Here is a 17303-nt window from a genome sequence, read left to right on the forward strand (position 1 = left end):
AGCGCCCCGTATGTCATTGCGCATGCAGGGCGTGGTGCGGTTTTTTGGATGTCTCAATGAACAAGACGGATGAGAGAGCGAAAACCCGCAACTGCAAATGAAAAAAAATGTTACTGGCAGGCCGGTCTGGCGTTCGCTAGCCGTTATCGGTCGTCCACTCAGCGCTCAGAACGCAAAAGCATCGTTTCGGAAGCGGCGTTCCCCGCAAGGCATGGGGCACACTGAACTACGGCGCGCCCCTCGCGAAGGAAGTCTCGATATCACGAGAGAAGCCGGGTACGGGTGGGAAAGGCGAATTCCACCTCGTCGCTCAGGTTGCTTCTCGCCACACCATTCACCACGTAGCCGAACACCAGTTTGCCGTACGGCGCGTTGCGCAGGCGTCGCTCGTCGAAGGCCTGCAGTCTGATCTCCAGCAATCGTGCGGTTCCTGCGTCGAGGAACAGAGGAGCGTCCGAGGGCGCGGCGCCGCTGTCCGATGAACGCTGGAATCCAACTCGGGCGTTGCGTCCCGTGATGTCGCGGACTTCGAGAATGTCGGCCTTGAGCGTCTCCTCGGTGTCGAGGGACTGCACATGGACACCGTGCTCGCCGCTGTTGCGAACCTGGACCCGAACGAGGATATGGTCGTCGCGTCGTTCGCAGGTCTGCACGGCGTAGCGCAGCGGCCTGGTGGGGTCGATCCGGCTGCCGAGGCTTTCCAGCAGTTCCTTGCCATCCTTCGCGCCGCCCAGCACCGATGTGACCAGGGTCAGGGCCTCGACAAAGAGGGCAGTGGGCAACTGGCGTGGTTCTTCGTCATTCACGGGCGTTCTCCTGCGGCGTGTGCTCGGAGTCGTAAGGAGTAGCCCATTTCCAAGGCGCTGGCGAACCCGGCCTGCGCCGGCTCGCCCGGTTATTTCGCCAGGAACCGCATGCCCTCTTCCAGCCCGCTCAGGGTCAGCGGATACATGCGGTCTTCCACCAGCTCGCGGATGATGCCGGTGGACGTGGTGTAGCCCCAGGTATCCTTGGGGTAAGGGTTGATCCAGATGAGCTTCTTGTACTTCTCCATGAAGCGCTGCATCCACACGTAGCCGGCTTCCTCGTTCCAGTGCTCGACGCTGCCGCCCGGCTGGGTGACTTCATAGGGCGCCATCGCCGCATCGCCGACGAACACCACCTTGTAGTCCGCGCCGTACTTGTGCAGCAGGTCCAGGGTCGAGGTGCGTTCCGAAGTGCGGCGGAAATTGTTCTTCCACACCGATTCATAGATGAAGTTGTGGAAGTAGAAGTACTCCAGATGCTTGAACTCGGTCTTGCAGGCTGAGAACAGCTCTTCGCAGACCTTCACGTGGGCGTCCATCGAGCCGCCGATGTCGAACAGGATCAGCAACTTCACCGCGTTGCGCCGCTCCGGTTGCATCTGAATGTTGAGCAGGCCGGCGTCGCGGGCGGTATGGTCGATGGTGCCGTCGATGTCCAGCTCGTCCGCCGCGCCCTGGCGGGCGAACTTGCGCAGGCGGCGCAGGGCGATCTTGATGTTGCGCGTGCCCAGCTCGACCTGATCGTCGAGATTCTTGTACTCGCGCTGGTCCCAGACCTTCACCGCCTTGCCCTGGCGCTTGCCGGCATCGCCGATGCGGATGCCTTCGGGGTTGTAGCCGCCCGAGCCGAAGGGGCTGGTGCCGCCGGTGCCGATCCACTTGTTGCCGCCGGCATGGCGCTCCTTCTGTTCCTCGAGACGCTTCTTGAATTCCTCGATCAGCTTGTCCAGGCCGCCGAGGGACTGGATTTGCGCGCGCTCTTCGTCCGTCAGGCTGCGCTCGAATTCCTTGCGCAGCCAGTCTTCGGGGATCAGCGCCTCGAGATGCTGATCGAGGTTTTCCAGACCTTTGAAATAGGCACCGAAGGCCCGGTCGAACTTGTCGAAGTGGCGCTCGTCCTTGACCATCACCGTGCGTGCGAGGAAATAGAACTCGTCCATGTCGGCGAACACGACGCGGTGCTTGAGCGCATCGATCAGGTCCAGCAGTTCGCGCACCGATACCGGCACCTTGGCAGCGCGCATCTCATTGAACAGGCCAAGCAGCATGGCAGAAAACCTCAGGCGCACCGTGGGGTAGTGCGCAATGTTCGGGGCGCTCAGCCGGGGCTGTCGCCGTTGTGTTGGGGCAGTGCGTCGTGAATCTCGTACCACGCCGCCTTGGAGTCGACGAAGATGTGCGATTGCGGCGGCGCCGACAGCGGTGAATCGAGGGTCCCGGCAGCGACGCCGACCTCATGCTCGCGGTTGTCGACGAACAGCAGGTTGGAGCCGCAGCGGATGCAGAAGGTGCGCGTCACATGTTCGGAGGAGTGGTAGACGCCCAGCTGATCCTTGCCCGACATGAAATGCAGTGCGTCCAAGGGCACGCTCGCGTAACTGGCGAAGGCGGCACCGTGAGCCTTGCGGCACATCTTGCAGTGGCAGTGGGTCAGCTCGTCGATGGGGGCGTCGATGCGATAGCGCACGACGCCGCACAGGCAACTACCGGTATGCGTTTGCATGGTTTCTTTCCTCCAGTGAGTGCGCGACCGGCGCCACCGAAGCCGGCAGCGATCAGCGGCTGTTGGCGCGTCGACTCATGAAGGCTAGACGCTCCAGCAGCATCACGTCCTGCTCGTTCTTCACCAAGGCGCCAGCCAGCGGCGGGATGGCACGGGTCGGGTCGCGCTCACGCAGCACCGCCTCGCCGATGTTGTCGGCCATCAGCAGCTTCAGCCAGTCGACCAGCTCGGAGGTCGAGGGCTTCTTCTTCAGGCCCGGCACCTTGCGCACGTCGAAGAATACGTCCAGCGCCTCGCTGACCAGCGACTGCTTGATGCCGGGGTAGTGCACATCGACGATCTTCTGCAGCGTCTCGCGATCAGGGAAGGCGATGTAATGGAAGAAGCAGCGGCGCAGGAAGGCGTCAGGCAGTTCCTTCTCGTTGTTCGAGGTGATGATGATGATCGGCCGCTGGGTCGCCTTGATGGTTTCGTTGGTCTCGTAGACGTAGAACTCCATCTTGTCGAGTTCCTGCAACAGGTCGTTGGGGAACTCGATGTCGGCCTTGTCGATTTCATCGATCAGCAGGATGACCCGCTCTTCGCTCTCGAAGGCCTCCCACAGCTTGCCCTTCTTGATGTAGTTGCGCACGTCATGGACCTTGTCCACGCCCAGCTGGGAGTCGCGCAGGCGGCTTACCGCATCGTATTCGTAAAGGCCCTGGTGCGCCTTGGTGGTGGACTTGATGTGCCAGGTGATGAGTTTGGCGCCGAAGGATTCGGCCAACTGCTCGGCCAGCATGGTCTTGCCGGTGCCGGGTTCGCCCTTGACCAGCAACGGGCGCTGCAGGGTGATGGCGGCGTTGACTGCGAGTTTCAGGTCGTCGGTGGCGACGTAGGACTGGGTGCCTTCGAATTTCATTGCGGATTCCTTCGGCGGGCCTGGCACGCAGGCGCTCGTTGTAGTCAGGAGGGGACTATAAGGGAAGCTCGCGTGACTGTGAACGCGAGCGCATCATTCAGTCACTGAATGGCTGCGAGTGCGCTTCTGGTGACGCTGCATGATTACTCGTCCTCGCCCAGGGACCGTTCGAAACGAGCCGATAAGGCTTCGACGAAGGCGTTGCGCAGTATCGCGACGAAGGCCTGGAATGGGCTCACGTCGGTTTCGTGGGTGGTGCCGGACAGTTCGACACGGGTCGCGAACTGATCCTTGCGCTGGTTCTCCAGCACCTCCTGTCCGCCGCCGACCACGGCCTCCCAAAGGCCGCGGAAGAAACCCTTTTCCTCGTTCGCCACATCCTGGTCGTAATCGAAGATATCGACGTTGCGCAGCAACGGCTTGATGTAGCCGTCGAGTCGACTATCGGTGGCCTGCACTTCGAGGACGAGATCACCCGTCCCGCCGGCGAAATCGAAATTGGCATAGGCGCGACTGAGGTCGTTCAGCTGCTTTAGCGGTACCTCGGTGACGCGCAGGTTGACCTCGAAGTCTTCCCAGTCGGTAAACGGGTCGAAACTGGCCTGCGCCTCGATCGGCGCATGGTTGAACAGCTTGCCGGTGCCTTCGAACGCTGCCGTGCGGGTGCCATCGGCACCATCGGTGTTGGTCAGGTTATACAGGCTGGCCTGGATATCGTTCGCGTAGACGTGCACCTGTGGATCGGAAGAGAAGTTGCGAAAGGAAAGCTGCCCATCGACGACGCGAATCTCGTTCAGCGTGATCGGTACGAGGGCCTCGAGCTGATCGCGCCAATCGACTCCTTCGCCGCTCTGTGATTCGCCGCTGTCGCCGCCATCGACGAAGTTCAGGTGCGGTTGTTCGAAGATCACCTCACCGACGATCTCGCGGTGGCGCAGGATTGCGTCCCAGCTGATGGAGATATCGATGCCTGGCGCCTTCAGCAGTGGCGCCTGTACGCGTTTGTCCTTCTTCTCGATCAACAGCCCTTCGACGCGGTAAGCCCCGCGCCACCAAGCCAGATCGACGTCTTCGACATGGCCCTGATAGTCGCCCATGTCGGCCATCTTTTCGTTCAGATAATTGCGCACCAGGTGGGGCAGGGCGAGGTGCAGCACGATCAGCAGCAGGCCGAGTGCGAGAAGAATCCACAGGGGAAGCAGGCGACGGGTCATGGCGTTCCGGAGATGTGGGCGTATAGACGATGGACCCCAGGTTTCCGCCGTGAGTTCGGCTGGACTGACGCCTGGACTGCGCATAGGCTGATTGGTCTGGTACACCTCGGACAGGGCATTCCCATGAGTCGCATATTCGCAGACAACGCACGCTCCATCGGCAACACCCCGTTGGTCATGATCAATCGCCTTGGTCCCAAGGGCGTCAGCATCATGGCCAAGATCGAAGGCCGGAACCCGGCCTACTCCGTCAAGTGCCGTATCGGTGCCGGGATGATCTGGGACGCCGAAGACAGCGGCCGGATCAAGCCCGGCATGACGCTGGTCGAGCCGACCTCCGGCAATACCGGCATCGGTCTGGCCTTCGTCGCCGCGGCGCGCGGCTACAAACTGATGCTCACCATGCCGGCATCGATGAGCCTGGAGCGGCGCAAGGTACTCAAGGCGCTGGGTGCCGAACTGGTGCTTACCGAACCGGCGAAGGGCATGAAGGGCGCGATCGAAAAGGCGGCCGAAATCGCGGCTTCGAACCCCGAGCAGTACTACATGCCGCAGCAGTTCGAGAACCCGTCCAACCCGGCGATCCATGAAAAGACCACCGGCCCGGAAATCTGGAACGACACCGACGGTAGCATCGATGTGCTGGTCGCCGGCGTCGGAACGGGCGGCACCATTACCGGTGTTTCGCGTTACATCAAGAACACCAAGGGCAAGCAGATCCTCAGCGTTGCCGTGGAGCCGAGCAGCTCGCCGGTCATCAGCCAGACCCTGGCGGGTGACGAGGTCAAGCCCAGCCCGCACAAGATTCAGGGAATCGGCGCAGGCTTCGTGCCGAAGAACCTCGACCTGTCCATGGTCGATCAGGTCGAACTGGTCGACGACGAGGAGGCCAAGCAGATGGCGCTGCGGCTGATGCGCGAAGAGGGCATTCTTTGCGGCATTTCCTGCGGTGCGGCCATGGTTGCCGCGGTCCGTCTGGCCGAGCGTCCGGAAATGCAGGGCAAGAACATCGTGGTGATCCTGCCGGATTCCGGCGAACGTTACCTGTCGAGCATGCTGTTCACCGACATGTTCAGCGAGCAGGAACTGGTGCAGTGATGCAGGGCGACGCAGCTGAGCAAGTCAGCTGCGTCGCAACTGCGCCGTTGGCCGTGTGATTGGCGCCTGGCGCAGAATCAACCACAGCGCCAGCGCGATCAACGCACCGCCCTGGACGTAAGCCCACGAAAGTGGCTCATCAAGAAAGATCACGCCCCATAGCACACCGAACGGCGGGATCAGAAAGGTCACCGTCAGCGTCTTGACCGGTCCGATATCCGCCAGCAGGCGGAAGTAGAGGATGTAGGCGAACGCCGTACAGACCAGTCCCAGACCCAGCAGACTCAGCCAGACCGTCGAGTCTCCCCAGTCCACCGGCGGCGCATTCAGTAACGACAATCCGAACAGTGGCAACAGGCACAGTGCCGCACCGAGCTGACTACCGAACGCGACCACCTCGCTGTTCAGGCCTTCGCCCTGGTTGATCCAGCGGCGGGTGAGAAAGCCGCCGAAGCCATAACAGGCGGTGGCGCCCAGGCAGGCCAGCGCGCCGAGCAGCAGCTCCATGTCGAATGGCACCGGCCCGATTCGCATCAGCAATGCCACGCCGCCGAGTCCGCTGAAAACGCCGATTATCTTGGCGAGCGTCAGCTCCTCGGCGAAGAACAGTGCGCCGATCAGCACGCCCATCATCGGCGTGGTGGCGTTGAAGATCGCCGAATAGCCAGCCGGCACCAGCTGCGCGGCCACCGAATACAGCGCGAACGGCAAGCCGGAATTGATCACGCCCAGCACCAGGCACAACCCCAGCTTGCCGCGGAAATCCCAGCGCGTGCGCAGCAACAGCAGGATGGCCAGCAACCCTGCGGTTGCCAGCAGCACACGAAAGAACGCCGTGGGAAAGGTGCCGAGCACTGGTGCGATGATGCGTAGAAAAAGAAAACTCGCACCCCAGATGGCGGCGAGAGCAAGCAGGCGGAACATGTCGAGCGGACGCATGGGGCGGCTCCACCGGAGGGGAGCTGCAAGTGTTGTCGTCCATCAGCCAACTGGCAATCCGAAACCGACTTTCAAACTGCGTGCTGCTAAGCTCGGCGGACGTTCATGTCCTGCAGTGGGTGCATCATGGTGCAGCAGAAACTGACCGCTGAAATTGCTCGGCAGATCCTCCTGGGCTTCGATGACTACCGAGAGCACTTTCGCCTGATCACCGAAGGCGCGCGGGTGCGCTTCGAGCAGGCGCAATGGCAGGAAGCGCAGCGCGCATCGGCGGCGCGGATCAACCTCTACGAAGAGAAGGTTGGTGAAACCCGGCGCGGCCTTCTGGTCGGTTTCGATCACGCCGACCTGCTTCAGGTCGAGGCCTGGCCGCAGATCAAAAGCGCCTACATCGAGCTGATCAACCCACGCTTCGACGACGAGCTGTCGGAGACCTGGTACAACTCGATCTTCTGTGGGCTGTTCAGCCATGACTGCATCAGCGACGGCACCATGTTCATCCATACCACCCGGCCGGCGGTGCGTGCTCATGAACGGCTGGCGCAAACCCGTACCTACCAGCCCAACGGCGACTTGAGCGGGATGCTCGAACAGATCCTTGGCGATTACGCATTCGCGGTGCCGTACTGCGACTTGCCAGGAGACCTGCGACGCCTGCAGACGCAGTTGCACGAAACCCTGCCCGACTGGGTCTGCAAGGACCCGGAGCTGACCGTGGAGCTGTTCGTCTCGGTGCTCTATCGCAACAAGGGGGCTTACCTGCTTGGGCGGATCTTCACCCGCGACGAACAGTGGCCGTTGGTCATTCCGCTGCTGCACCGCGAGGGTGAAGGCATCATTGCCGACGCGCTGATCACCGACGAGGCGGAGGTGTCGATCATCTTCTCCTTCACCCGTTCGTATTTCATGGTCGAGGTGCCGATTCCGGCGGAGTTCGTCGGCTTTCTCAAGCGCATCCTGCCCGGCAAGCACATCGCCGAGCTATATACCTCGATCGGCTTCTACAAGCACGGCAAGTCGGAGTTCTATCGTGCGCTGATCGATCACCTGGCCAATACCGACGACCGCTTCGTCATGGCGCCCGGCGTTCGCGGCATGGTGATGACGGTGTTCACGCTGCCGGGCTTCAATACGGTGTTCAAGCTGATCAAGGACCGCTTCTCTCCGATCAAGAGCGTCAACCGAGCCACGGTGATCGAGAAATATCGCCTGGTGAAGAGCGTCGACCGGGTAGGGCGCATGGCCGACACCCAGGAGTTCGCCGATTTCCGTTTCCCGAAGGCGAAATTCGATCCGCAATGCCTGGCCGAACTGCTAGAGGTGGCGCCGTCAACGGTCGAGGTGCAGGGTGATACCGTGCTGGTGCGCCACTGCTGGACCGAGCGCCGCATGACGCCCCTGAATCTCTACCTCGAGCATGCCAGCGACGAGCAGGTGCGCGAGGTGCTGGAAGACTACGGACTGGCGATCAAACAACTGGCGGCGGCCAATATCTTTCCCGGGGACATGCTGCTGAAGAACTTCGGCGTCACCCGCCATGGTCGGGTGGTGTTCTACGACTATGACGAGATCAGCTTTCTCACCGAAGTGAATTTCCGCCATATTCCACCGCCGCGCTATCCGGAGGATGAAATGGCCTCGGAGCCCTGGTATTCGGTGGGGCCGAACGACGTATTCCCCGAGGAATTCCCGCGCTTTCTGTTCGCAGATCATGGCCAGCGCCGGCTTTTCGCCAGCTTGCATGGCGAGCTGTACGATGCTGATTACTGGAAAGGGCTGCAGGACGCCATCAGCGGCGGCAAGGTGATCGATGTGTTCCCTTATCGACGCAAGGCCGATCGCAACTGAAGACCGGCGGTGAATTCGTTTGAACGCCTTTGCGCCGCCTCGGTCGCAGTTGTAAAGCGCCGTAACAAAGCGGCGTTCATTCGGGGCTCGCGCTTGCAAAGCGCACGAGCGCCGGAGCCGAAGTTGAATTATGCTGTCCTCGAAGCCCGCATGGCTCCGATGTAGCCCGTTATTTCGCAGGAGGGTGTGACCATGAAAGCAAGGCTCAACGAGATGTTCTGGAAGTTGGCGGTCGCTCTTGGTTTGATCGAACCGCCCCGTATGCAGCCTATTCCAGTACGCGCCCAGCGCGAGCAGGATCGCCGCCGCCACTGAGTCTGGTGGGGGTCTATGCGGTGGGCAAGGCGGGTCCTCCGCGCTCCACGGCTCGTTTATAAGCGGGCCGTTGCTGTATCCGCTGCAGAAAATCCATCAGGCGCGGGCGGCTCTCGTCCAGGCCGGCTCTGGCACGGGCAGCTTCCAGTGGGAAGCTCATCTGTATATCCGCTGCACTGAATGCGTTGCCAGCGAACCAGTCGGACTTCTCCAGTTCCGCTTCCATGTAGTCGAGATGGGTCTTCAGTTGTGGCCCGATGAAGGCGCTGTTAGCGCCCTTGGCGATAGCGCGTGCGACGGGGCGAACAAAAAACGGCATCGGCCCATTGGCGACGCGGTCGAATACCAGCCGCAGTAGCAGTGGGGGCATCGCAGAGCCTTCCGCGTAGTGCATCCAGTAGCGAAAGCGACGGTATTCCGGAGTGCCGTTCTGCGGCATCAGGCGTCCGTTGCCATAGCGTTCCAGCAGATATTCGAGGATGGCTGCCGACTCGGCCAGCGTGAGGTCGTCGTCGGTGATCACCGGAGACTTGCCCAGCGGGTGTACGGCTTTCAGCTCTGCTGGCGCGAGCATGGTTTTCGGGTCGCGCGGGTAGCGCTTCAGCTCGTAAAGCAATTCCAGCTCTTCCAGCAGCCAAAGGACGCGGTGCGAGCGGGAGTGGTTCAAGTGGTGGACGGTGATCATGCCTGCTCCTCATTGCGGGGACGTCGCAAGCATAGCCGCTCTGCAGAGCAGTGCCCGATATGGCAGACTCCGCCGCCGAGGTGAACCATGTCCCGTCCACTATGCTCACGCTGCCAGCGCCCGTCCTCCCTGTGCCTTTGCGCGCTGATACCAACACTGAATAGCCGTACCCAGGTGCTCATCCTTCAGCATTCCAGTGAAGCGAGTCATGCGCTCAATACGGCGCGCCTGGCCGTGTTGGGGCTGCGCAACGCAGAGCTGCGGGTGGGCGAGTGCTTCGAGGACGATTCCGATGCCGCCCGGCCGAGCTATCTGTTATTTCCCGGCGAAGACGCCGTGCCGCTCGGGAGTCTGGCCGGTGCCGCCCAACCCGTGCGCCTGATCGTGCCGGATGGCACTTGGCGAAAGGCGCGCAAGATCCTGCACGTCAATCCATGGTTGGCTGGGTTGCCGCGGGTGGCGCTGCCAGAAGGGCTGAGCTCCCGCTATCGCTTGCGCAAGGCGCCAATGCCCGGCGCGTTGTCGACCATCGAGGCGATCGTCACGGCACTTAACCTACTGGAAAGCCCCAGCCGATTCGATGAATTGCTCCGTCCGTTCGACGCATTGATCGAGGGGCAGATCGATGCAATGGGGCAGGAGGTATATCGGCGTAACCATGTCGATACCTAGTGGCCTGTTTGGTAAGTTCAGTTGGTCAATTTCGGCACCCATGGCCTCGATACTGTGTCGCTGCTCCTTGTCTTGGAGTCATGCTCATCCGAATTGGCCTCCATCAACTCACCGCCCGGGCCACTAGAGGGTTTGCCTGCGACCGCGCAGTGGCCGTGTGGCGCTGATTTACCTGACGCCGGTGTCGTTGCCGACTGGCAATGTCTTCTGCCTGAGAATGTAGAGCGTCACGAGCGTCGCGCTCAGCAGCATTCCAACTCGGGCCCAGATCAGCGGCACCAGCCAGCAGGATATGCCGATGCTGATCCACATGGTGGCGATGGCGTATACCTTGCCCTTGAGCGGAATACCGTTTCCTTCCAGGTAGTCACGAAACCATGGACCGAGCCGTGGGTGGCCTACCAGCCAGTCATAGAAACGTTGCGAGCTACGTACGAAACAGGCCGCGGCCAGCAGCAGGAATGGCGTGGTCGGCAGAACGGGCAGGAAGATGCCGACAACGCCCAGCACCACGGCCAGCCAGCCGACGCCGAGCAGGAACGATCGGATCAGAGGGTTGCGATGCTGCTGGATATCGCGATGGGCCATGATGCTAGTCAGCCCGGATCTTCGATTCGCTACGACCTGTGCCAAGCGGCTGGCTCACGCCAGTCTCATAACAGATTCGTGATGAGCATCGGGATGTGCAGAACAATGCCTTCCCTCCTGTGATGCTAGCCAGCGGGACAGGTCCGGCAGTGGGGCAGCGCGCCAGCGACTGTGCCCCGGCAGTCGCACTGTCGCAGGTGGGTGTGACGCTCACCTTGGCGCTTGGCCACGTTGCAGCCGGTCAGTGGCGACGTGGCTTGAGCAGGGCTGGCTTTTCCTCGGGTGCATGGCAGATCAGGTAGAGCGCCGTCAGCAGCTCCGGGATCTGCGCCACCATTTCGTCGACCAGTTCGGGGTTGTCCGCGATATCGGCGAATTCCGGTTGCTCGTCGAACAGGCCCGAGCCGACCATGATCGGCAGCAGCAGCTCGCTGACTTCCTCTTCGGAATCCTCGAACCAGATCGCCTCGCGCATGAACACGCCTTCCATGAAGCCGATGCACCAACCGCGCAGATCGGATTCGTCCGGCTCCTCGCCCAGGTCCAGTTCGCACGGCAGCTCCATGTCCTCGTCACTGGCCAGCTGGCGGGCAATGTGTGCCTTGAGCTGAATCAGCGTGGCCTCGATGGCTTCGCGCTCGGTGTCGTCTTTGTACTTGGGTGGTTCGGAGAACAGTGCATCGATCCATTCACGCTCGGGCACCTGCTCGGAACAGATGCACAGCGCTGTCAGGTAGCCATGGGCGGCGATGTAATCCAGTGCTTCCTCGTGCAGGTCATCTGCATCAAGAAAGACTTGCAGGCGGGCGAGTTGCTCGGCGAATGACATCGGGAACTACCTTGGGGGCTGGAAGACAACCCGGATTCTAGACGAGGCGCGGGGCGCAGGCTACTCGTGCCTTCGGATGACGCGTCGTCCGTATTGGTCGCGCGATCCTGAACTCAACGGTTCGCTCGCGTATACTGCGCGCCTTGTTTCGGAGACCGGCATGCTCGACCAGGCACAGCGCATCCTCAAAGACGTTTTCGGCTACGACGCGTTTCGTGGCAACCAGGGCGCGATCATCGAGCGTGTCGGCAGTGGCGGCGATGCGCTGGTGCTGATGCCGACCGGCGGCGGCAAGTCCTTGTGCTACCAGGTTCCCGCACTATTGCGCGAAGGACTGGCAGTGGTGGTTTCGCCGCTGATCGCACTGATGGACGACCAGGTCGCGACACTCGACGAGCTGGGCGTCTCGGCCGTGGCGCTCAACTCGACGCTGAGCGCCGATGAGCAGCGCGACATTGCCGAGCGCATTCGGCGCAACGAGATCAAGATGCTCTATCTCGCGCCTGAACGCCTGGTGCAGCCGCGCATGCTGGCCTTCCTGCAGCGACTGAATGTCGCGCTGTTCGCCATCGACGAGGCCCATTGCGTCTCCCAGTGGGGGCACGATTTCCGTCCCGAGTACCTGCAACTGGGCCAGTTGGCCGAACTGTTCCCTGGTGTGCCGCGTATCGCGTTGACCGCAACGGCGGACAAGCGGACGCGGGAAGAAATCGTCCAGCGTCTGCATCTGGAAAACGCCGAACGGTTTCTCTCCAGTTTCGACCGGCCGAACATCTTTTATCGCATCGTGCCCAAGGAGCAGCCGCGCAAGCAGCTGCTGGGTTTTCTCGCCGAACGCCGCGGTGATGCCGGCATCGTCTACTGCATGTCGCGCAAGAAGGTCGATGACCTGGCGGCATTCCTCTCCGAACAGGGCTTTCCGGCATTGCCTTATCACGCGGGCTTGCCCAACGAGCTGCGCGCCTACCACCAGAAGCGCTTTCTCAATGAGGAAGGCCTGATCATGGTGGCGACCATCGCTTTCGGCATGGGCATCGACAAGCCCAACGTGCGCTTCGTCGCCCACCTCGACCTGCCCAAGTCGCTGGAGGCCTACTACCAGGAAACCGGACGAGCGGGGCGCGATGGCCTGCCCGCCGATGCCTGGATGGCCTACGGCCTGCAGGACGTGATCTTCCTCAAGCAGATGCTCAACAACTCCGAGGGCGACGAGCGCCACAAGCGGGTCGAGCAGCACAAGCTCGATGCCATGCTGGCACTGTGCGAGGAAACCCGTTGCCGCCGCCAGGCGCTGCTGGCGTACTTCGACGAGGAACTGCCCACGCCCTGCGGCCATTGCGACAACTGCGCCGACGGCGTGCAGACCTGGGACGCCACCGAGCCGGCGCGTCAGGCGCTGTCGGCGATCTACCGCAGCGGCCAGCGTTACGGCGTCGGTCATCTGGTGGATATCCTGCTGGGGCGCGACAACGACAAGGTGCGTGGTTTCGGCCATCAGCATCTGTCCGTGTTCGGTGTCGGCAAGGCGTTGAGCGAAGGTGAGTGGCGCACATTGTTCCGCCAGTTGGTCGCGCGGGGACTGGCGGACGTCGATCTCGACGGTTTCGGCGGCCTGCGCCTGTCCGACAGTTGCCGGCCATTGCTGCGCGGCGAGGTCACCCTGGAACTGCGCCGCGACCTCAAGCCGCAGCAGGCCGCCAAGGGCCAGTCGAAGAGCCCCGCCAGCCAACTGGTACGTGGCGAGGAGCGCGAGACCTGGGAGGCGCTGCGCACCTTGCGCCGCAAGCTGGCCGAAGAACACGGTGTGCCGCCGTATGTGATCTTCCCGGATGCAACTCTGCTGGAAATGCTGCGCAGCCAGCCCGCCTCACTGTCGGACATGGCCACCATCAGTGGTGTCGGCGCACGCAAGCTGGAGCGTTACGGTCAGGCCTTCCTGGAGGTCCTGCAAGGCGGTGTCGAAGTGGCCAAGTCGCCTGCCGATCTACGACACGAATTGATCACATTGGCGCGCGCCGGCATGACGCCTGCACAGATCGCGCGTCAGCTCGACTGCAGCGAAAAGAACGTCTACGCCATGCTCGCCGAGGCCATCGGTCTGCAACAGCTGAGTCTGGAGCAGGCGCTGGATCTGCCCGAGGATCTGCTCGGCGAAATCCAGGAGGCCTTTCTCGACGGCGAGGGCGAACTGCCACCGGTGAGCGCCGTCGCCGAGCAGTTCGCCGGGCGAGTACCCGAACAAGTGCTTTATTGCGTGCGTGCTGCACTGCAGGTCGAGTTCGAATTGTAACCAGGTGCATCCTGCGGCTCGGCCTGAAGCCGCTGCGATAGCTGGTGTCTGCCGGGCCGCAACTCTCGCCGTGCCATCATTACGACTTCTATCGCTCGATCAGGGTTCGAAGGTCGTCTTGCCTGCTTTCCAGAGCTGTGGTTAGCTCACTAATAATTAGTTTTTGCAGGAATGGCAGTACATGTACGCCGAGCAACATCGCTTTGCCATGCAATTGGCGCAACTTTCCCGTGGCTGGCGCGCCGAACTGGATCGACGCCTGGCCGATCTCGGACTCTCGCAGGCGCGCTGGCTGGTGCTGCTGCACCTGGCCCGTTTCGACCACGAACCCACCCAGCGCGAACTGGCCCAAAGCGTTGCCGTTGAAGGGCCGACGCTGGCCCGCTTGCTCGATAGTCTCGAAGCGCAGGGGCTGGTGCATCGCAAGGCATCCGCCGAGGACCGCCGGGCCAAACGGATTTCTCTGGGGGCACCGGCGCGACCGCTGATCGAGAAGATCGAGGCGATTTCCACGCAGGTGCGCCACGAGGCGTTCGCCGGTATCGACGAAGCCGATCTGCGCAAGTGCCAGCAGGTGCATGCGCGAATCCTCGCCAATCTGGACAAGCGCTGAGCGTTATCTGCGCACTCGTTGGGCTTCGCTGCGCTCAACCCAACCTACGTAGCGGCACAGGCTGTAGACCGTAGGGTGGGTTGAGTCGCGCAGCGACGAAGCCCAACGCCACACTGTGCGACAAGCCCTGCGACGGCCGAATCAATGGCTTGGCCGCGCGTTTGTTGGGCAATCCCGAAAACCGGGCGGGCCGTGCTCGTTGGGAGGCGCCCCGACCTCGGTGGCCAGCCGACCCACGTTCGCCTTAGAAGCTGCGCCCCAGATTCATATACAGAGCCTGTTCGTCCTCGTCATTGAAGCCGTAGCCGAAGTTCAGCGGCCCCAGTGGCGTGTCGTAGCCGAGAAAGATGCTCGCGGCGTTGATATAGCCGCTGTCGAAGGCATTGTCGGCGTTCCAGGCGCGGCCGCGCTCCAGTGATCCACCGAGATAGAGCGGGAAGTCCAACGGCTGAAACGCTCGCGGCGTCACACGACGGTAGTACACCATGCGCGCCAGGCTGACGTTCTGCCCGGCCAGGGCATTCTGACGAAAGCCCGACAGCTGACGCGCCCCGCCGAGCAGAAAGCTCGAGGTCACCACTTCCGCGTCGTCCAGCGTGCGACCGTAGCGCCCACCGAGCACCCAGGTGTTGGCACCGTGACTGAGCGCCTTGTCCAGCGTGAGGTGCCATTGCCGATAACGCTGGTCCGAACTCAGGCTGGGGTCGTACTGACGCATGGTCAGGCGGATGTCCTCGCCTTCGCGGGGGAAATCGATGTTGTCGAGCGTGTCGAACGAGTACTGCAGCTCGTAGTAGCCCTCGGTGAAGCTGAAGTCGGGCAGATCCTGTTCGCCGATTCGCACATCGGCCTCACCCCAGGCTTGGCCGATCCCAAAGCGTATCTCGCCATTGTTGGCGATCTGCCTGCCGAGATTGAAACCGTAGCCATAGCGTTGCAGGCGATATTCGGCAATCGGATCGTTGTCGAGAATGGACTCCACGTTCTGCGCCTCGACGAACAGATTCGGTGCGACGAACCAGCGCGAGCCGGCATCCAGCGGCTGGTAGAACTCGCTGTAGAGTTCCTGGCGATCGCCCAGCTGCAGACGGGTCAGCCACTCGGCACCCAGTTCGTTGATGCCGTTCTTCCGATAGCTCGCGCCGAGGTTGTATACACTGTCGCCGCGGAAGTCGTCGGACAGGCTCAGACCCAGCCGCAGGTAATCGGTGCCGGTACGCTTCTCGCGGGCGTTGATGACCAGCGTATTGCCAAGCTTGCCGCGTTGGACGCGATATTCCACGCGCTCGAAATAGTCCAGGCCGTAGAGCGTGCCCATGTCCTTCTGCAGATCCTCCAGATCCAGCGGTTCGCCGATCGGTTGACGGACATGCCGACGGATCACCGCATCGCTGACCTTCGAATCGTTCTCTACCCGAATTGCGGTGATGACCGGTGTACGCGGGTCGCTGGAACGCGCAAGACTCAATGCCGGATTGCCACCGGCGGTGATGCGCATTTCGGCAAGACGTCCCTCCAGAGCCAACGTTGCACGGTAACCGGCGTCGACCAGCTGTTCGGCGCGGGCGAAATCGGTAGAGCCGTAAGCAGCCAACGGCGGCTGGATCAGAAGGTCTTGCGACTGCAGGGTGGCCAGCTGCGCTTCGGAGTTGCGGCGAGTCATCATGGTGGTGGTCTGGTTGAGCACGTCGACCACCGTCAACAATTCGTTGCGCGGCTTGAGCGGTGTGCCGATGTCCACCACGATCAGGCGGTCGACGCCCATGTCGCGCGCCACGTCCATCGGGATGTTGTCGACCATGCCGCCATCCACCAGCAGGCGGCCGTCCAGCTCAACCGGTGCGAACACGGCCGGAATCGACATGCTGGCGCGAATCACCTGGGGCAGGTGGCCGCTGTGGAAGACCACCTTTTCATCGTTGGCAATATCCGTGGCCACCGCACGGAAGGGGATCGGCAGCTGGTCGAAGTCGCGGGTGTCGCTGGCGTGCACCAGCAGGCGCTCGAGCAATAGCGCGAGGTTCTGCCCTTGAATCACGCCCAGCGGCAGGCCGAGGCTGCCGTCGTCGCGGAAGCTGAGCTTCTGCTTGATGAGGAAATCACGGTCGTCCTGCTTGCGGCGGTAGGGGATGTCCTGGCGCGGCGGATCGTCGGACAGCACTTGCTGCCAGTCGAGGGTCAATGCCAGGCGCTCGAGTTCGGCAACGCTGTAGCCTGCTGCGTATAACCCGCCGACGACCGCGCCCATGCTGGTGCCGGCGATGGCGTCGATGCGTACGCCTTGCTCTTCCAGCGCCTTGAGCACGCCGACATGAGCCAGCCCGCGCGCCGCACCGCCAGACAGGACGAGCCCGGTCTTCGGCTGAGCCGGCTCGGCGAACAGCGGCGGCAGGGTTAACAGCATCAGCAGGGAAACGAACAGGCGGAGCATGGCTGAACCGGGGAAGGGTGGAGAGGCGGCTATTATAGGCTGCCGTATCTCCCTTCGGAGCTGTCCTGAATGACCGCAAGCAAACCGGAAATCGTCATTACGTATTGCACCCAGTGTCAGTGGCTGCTGCGTGCTGCCTGGCTCGCACAGGAGCTGCTGTCGACCTTTGCCGATGACCTGGGCCGCGTGTGTCTGGTGCCCGCCACAGGCGGAACCTTCCATATCAGCTGCGATGGCGTGCAGATCTGGGAGCGCAAGCTCGACGGCGGTTTTCCCGAGGCGAAGGAGCTCAAGCAGCGCGTGCGTGATCGCATCGACCCGCAGCGCTCGTTGGGGCATAACGACCGCTGA

The 17303-nt window shown here is 62.2% G+C and carries 17 protein-coding genes; 7 read left to right on the forward strand and 10 right to left on the reverse strand.

What is annotated here, in order from left to right; all coding sequences use genetic code 11:
• Nucleotides 1-260: 260 nt before the first annotated feature.
• From P5704_022980 to P5704_023000, 5 genes are all read right to left on the reverse strand, one after another.
• Nucleotides 261-806 (reverse strand): hypothetical protein, encoded by a 546-nt coding sequence (locus P5704_022980; protein WOF78821.1) that lies wholly within the window; start codon nucleotides 804-806, stop codon nucleotides 261-263.
• Between the two features lie 89 nt (nucleotides 807-895).
• Nucleotides 896-2074: a VWA domain-containing protein gene (locus P5704_022985; GenBank protein ID WOF78822.1), complete on the reverse strand. Its 1179-nt coding sequence runs from the start codon at nucleotides 2072-2074 to the stop codon at nucleotides 896-898.
• Between the two features lie 50 nt (nucleotides 2075-2124).
• The gene (locus P5704_022990) at nucleotides 2125-2529 is read right to left on the reverse strand and encodes a GFA family protein (protein WOF78823.1); all 405 of its coding nucleotides are present in this window, start codon (nucleotides 2527-2529) and stop codon (nucleotides 2125-2127) included.
• Between the two features lie 52 nt (nucleotides 2530-2581).
• Nucleotides 2582-3430: a MoxR family ATPase gene (locus P5704_022995; GenBank protein ID WOF78824.1), complete on the reverse strand. Its 849-nt coding sequence runs from the start codon at nucleotides 3428-3430 to the stop codon at nucleotides 2582-2584.
• A gap of 143 nt (nucleotides 3431-3573) precedes the next feature.
• Nucleotides 3574-4644 carry a DUF748 domain-containing protein gene (locus tag P5704_023000; GenBank protein WOF78825.1) on the reverse strand — a complete coding sequence of 357 codons (1071 nt, stop codon included), beginning with the start codon at nucleotides 4642-4644 and terminating at the stop codon, nucleotides 3574-3576.
• Nucleotides 4645-4767: 123 nt separating this feature from the next.
• Between P5704_023000 and cysK the strand changes: the two genes are divergently transcribed.
• On the forward strand, nucleotides 4768-5742 hold the full coding sequence (gene cysK, locus P5704_023005) for a cysteine synthase A (protein ID WOF78826.1): 975 nt from the start codon (nucleotides 4768-4770) through the stop codon (nucleotides 5740-5742).
• Between the two features lie 24 nt (nucleotides 5743-5766).
• Here cysK and P5704_023010 read toward each other — a convergent pair whose 3' ends face one another.
• Nucleotides 5767-6681 (reverse strand): DMT family transporter, encoded by a 915-nt coding sequence (locus P5704_023010; protein WOF78827.1) that lies wholly within the window; start codon nucleotides 6679-6681, stop codon nucleotides 5767-5769.
• A 126-nt stretch (nucleotides 6682-6807) separates the two neighbouring features.
• On the opposite strand from P5704_023010, the gene aceK reads away from it, so the two are divergent.
• Together aceK and P5704_023020 are read left to right on the forward strand one after the other, a co-directional pair.
• Nucleotides 6808-8529, forward strand: coding sequence for a bifunctional isocitrate dehydrogenase kinase/phosphatase (gene aceK, locus P5704_023015; protein ID WOF78828.1), 1722 nt, complete (start codon nucleotides 6808-6810; stop codon nucleotides 8527-8529).
• Between the two features lie 192 nt (nucleotides 8530-8721).
• Complete coding sequence (locus P5704_023020; GenBank protein WOF78829.1) at nucleotides 8722-8844, forward strand: PA1414 family protein; 123 nt, start codon at nucleotides 8722-8724, stop codon at nucleotides 8842-8844.
• 13 nt (nucleotides 8845-8857) lie between these two features.
• Here P5704_023020 and P5704_023025 read toward each other — a convergent pair whose 3' ends face one another.
• On the reverse strand, nucleotides 8858-9529 hold the full coding sequence (locus P5704_023025) for a glutathione S-transferase (protein WOF78830.1): 672 nt from the start codon (nucleotides 9527-9529) through the stop codon (nucleotides 8858-8860).
• 87 nt (nucleotides 9530-9616) lie between these two features.
• Here P5704_023025 and P5704_023030 point away from each other — a divergent pair, with 87 nt between their 5' ends.
• A complete protein-coding gene (locus P5704_023030; GenBank protein ID WOF78831.1) occupies nucleotides 9617-10201 on the forward strand; it encodes a DTW domain-containing protein in 585 nt (194 codons plus the stop codon).
• A 168-nt stretch (nucleotides 10202-10369) separates the two neighbouring features.
• On the opposite strand, the gene P5704_023035 is transcribed toward P5704_023030, so the two are convergent.
• Nucleotides 10370-10789, reverse strand: coding sequence for a YbaN family protein (locus tag P5704_023035; protein ID WOF78832.1), 420 nt, complete (start codon nucleotides 10787-10789; stop codon nucleotides 10370-10372).
• Between the two features lie 241 nt (nucleotides 10790-11030).
• Complete coding sequence (locus tag P5704_023040) at nucleotides 11031-11618, reverse strand: YecA family protein (protein WOF78833.1); 588 nt, start codon at nucleotides 11616-11618, stop codon at nucleotides 11031-11033.
• A gap of 160 nt (nucleotides 11619-11778) precedes the next feature.
• Here P5704_023040 and recQ point away from each other — a divergent pair, with 160 nt between their 5' ends.
• A complete protein-coding gene (gene recQ / locus P5704_023045) occupies nucleotides 11779-13908 on the forward strand; it encodes a DNA helicase RecQ (GenBank protein ID WOF78834.1) in 2130 nt (709 codons plus the stop codon).
• Nucleotides 13909-14089: 181 nt separating this feature from the next.
• Nucleotides 14090-14521 carry a MarR family transcriptional regulator gene (locus P5704_023050; GenBank protein ID WOF78835.1) on the forward strand — a complete coding sequence of 144 codons (432 nt, stop codon included), beginning with the start codon at nucleotides 14090-14092 and terminating at the stop codon, nucleotides 14519-14521.
• Between the two features lie 244 nt (nucleotides 14522-14765).
• Here the strand turns inward: P5704_023050 and P5704_023055 are convergent, their stop codons facing one another.
• Complete coding sequence (locus P5704_023055) at nucleotides 14766-16952, reverse strand: patatin-like phospholipase family protein (protein ID WOF78836.1); 2187 nt, start codon at nucleotides 16950-16952, stop codon at nucleotides 14766-14768.
• Nucleotides 16953-17021: 69 nt separating this feature from the next.
• On the opposite strand from P5704_023055, the gene P5704_023060 reads away from it, so the two are divergent.
• Nucleotides 17022-17303, forward strand: a complete 282-nt coding sequence (locus tag P5704_023060; protein ID WOF78837.1) for a SelT/SelW/SelH family protein — start codon at nucleotides 17022-17024, stop codon at nucleotides 17301-17303.

The sequence above is a fragment of the Pseudomonas sp. FeN3W genome, from assembly GCA_030263805.2.
Lineage (GTDB): Bacteria > Pseudomonadota > Gammaproteobacteria > Pseudomonadales > Pseudomonadaceae > Stutzerimonas > Stutzerimonas stutzeri_G.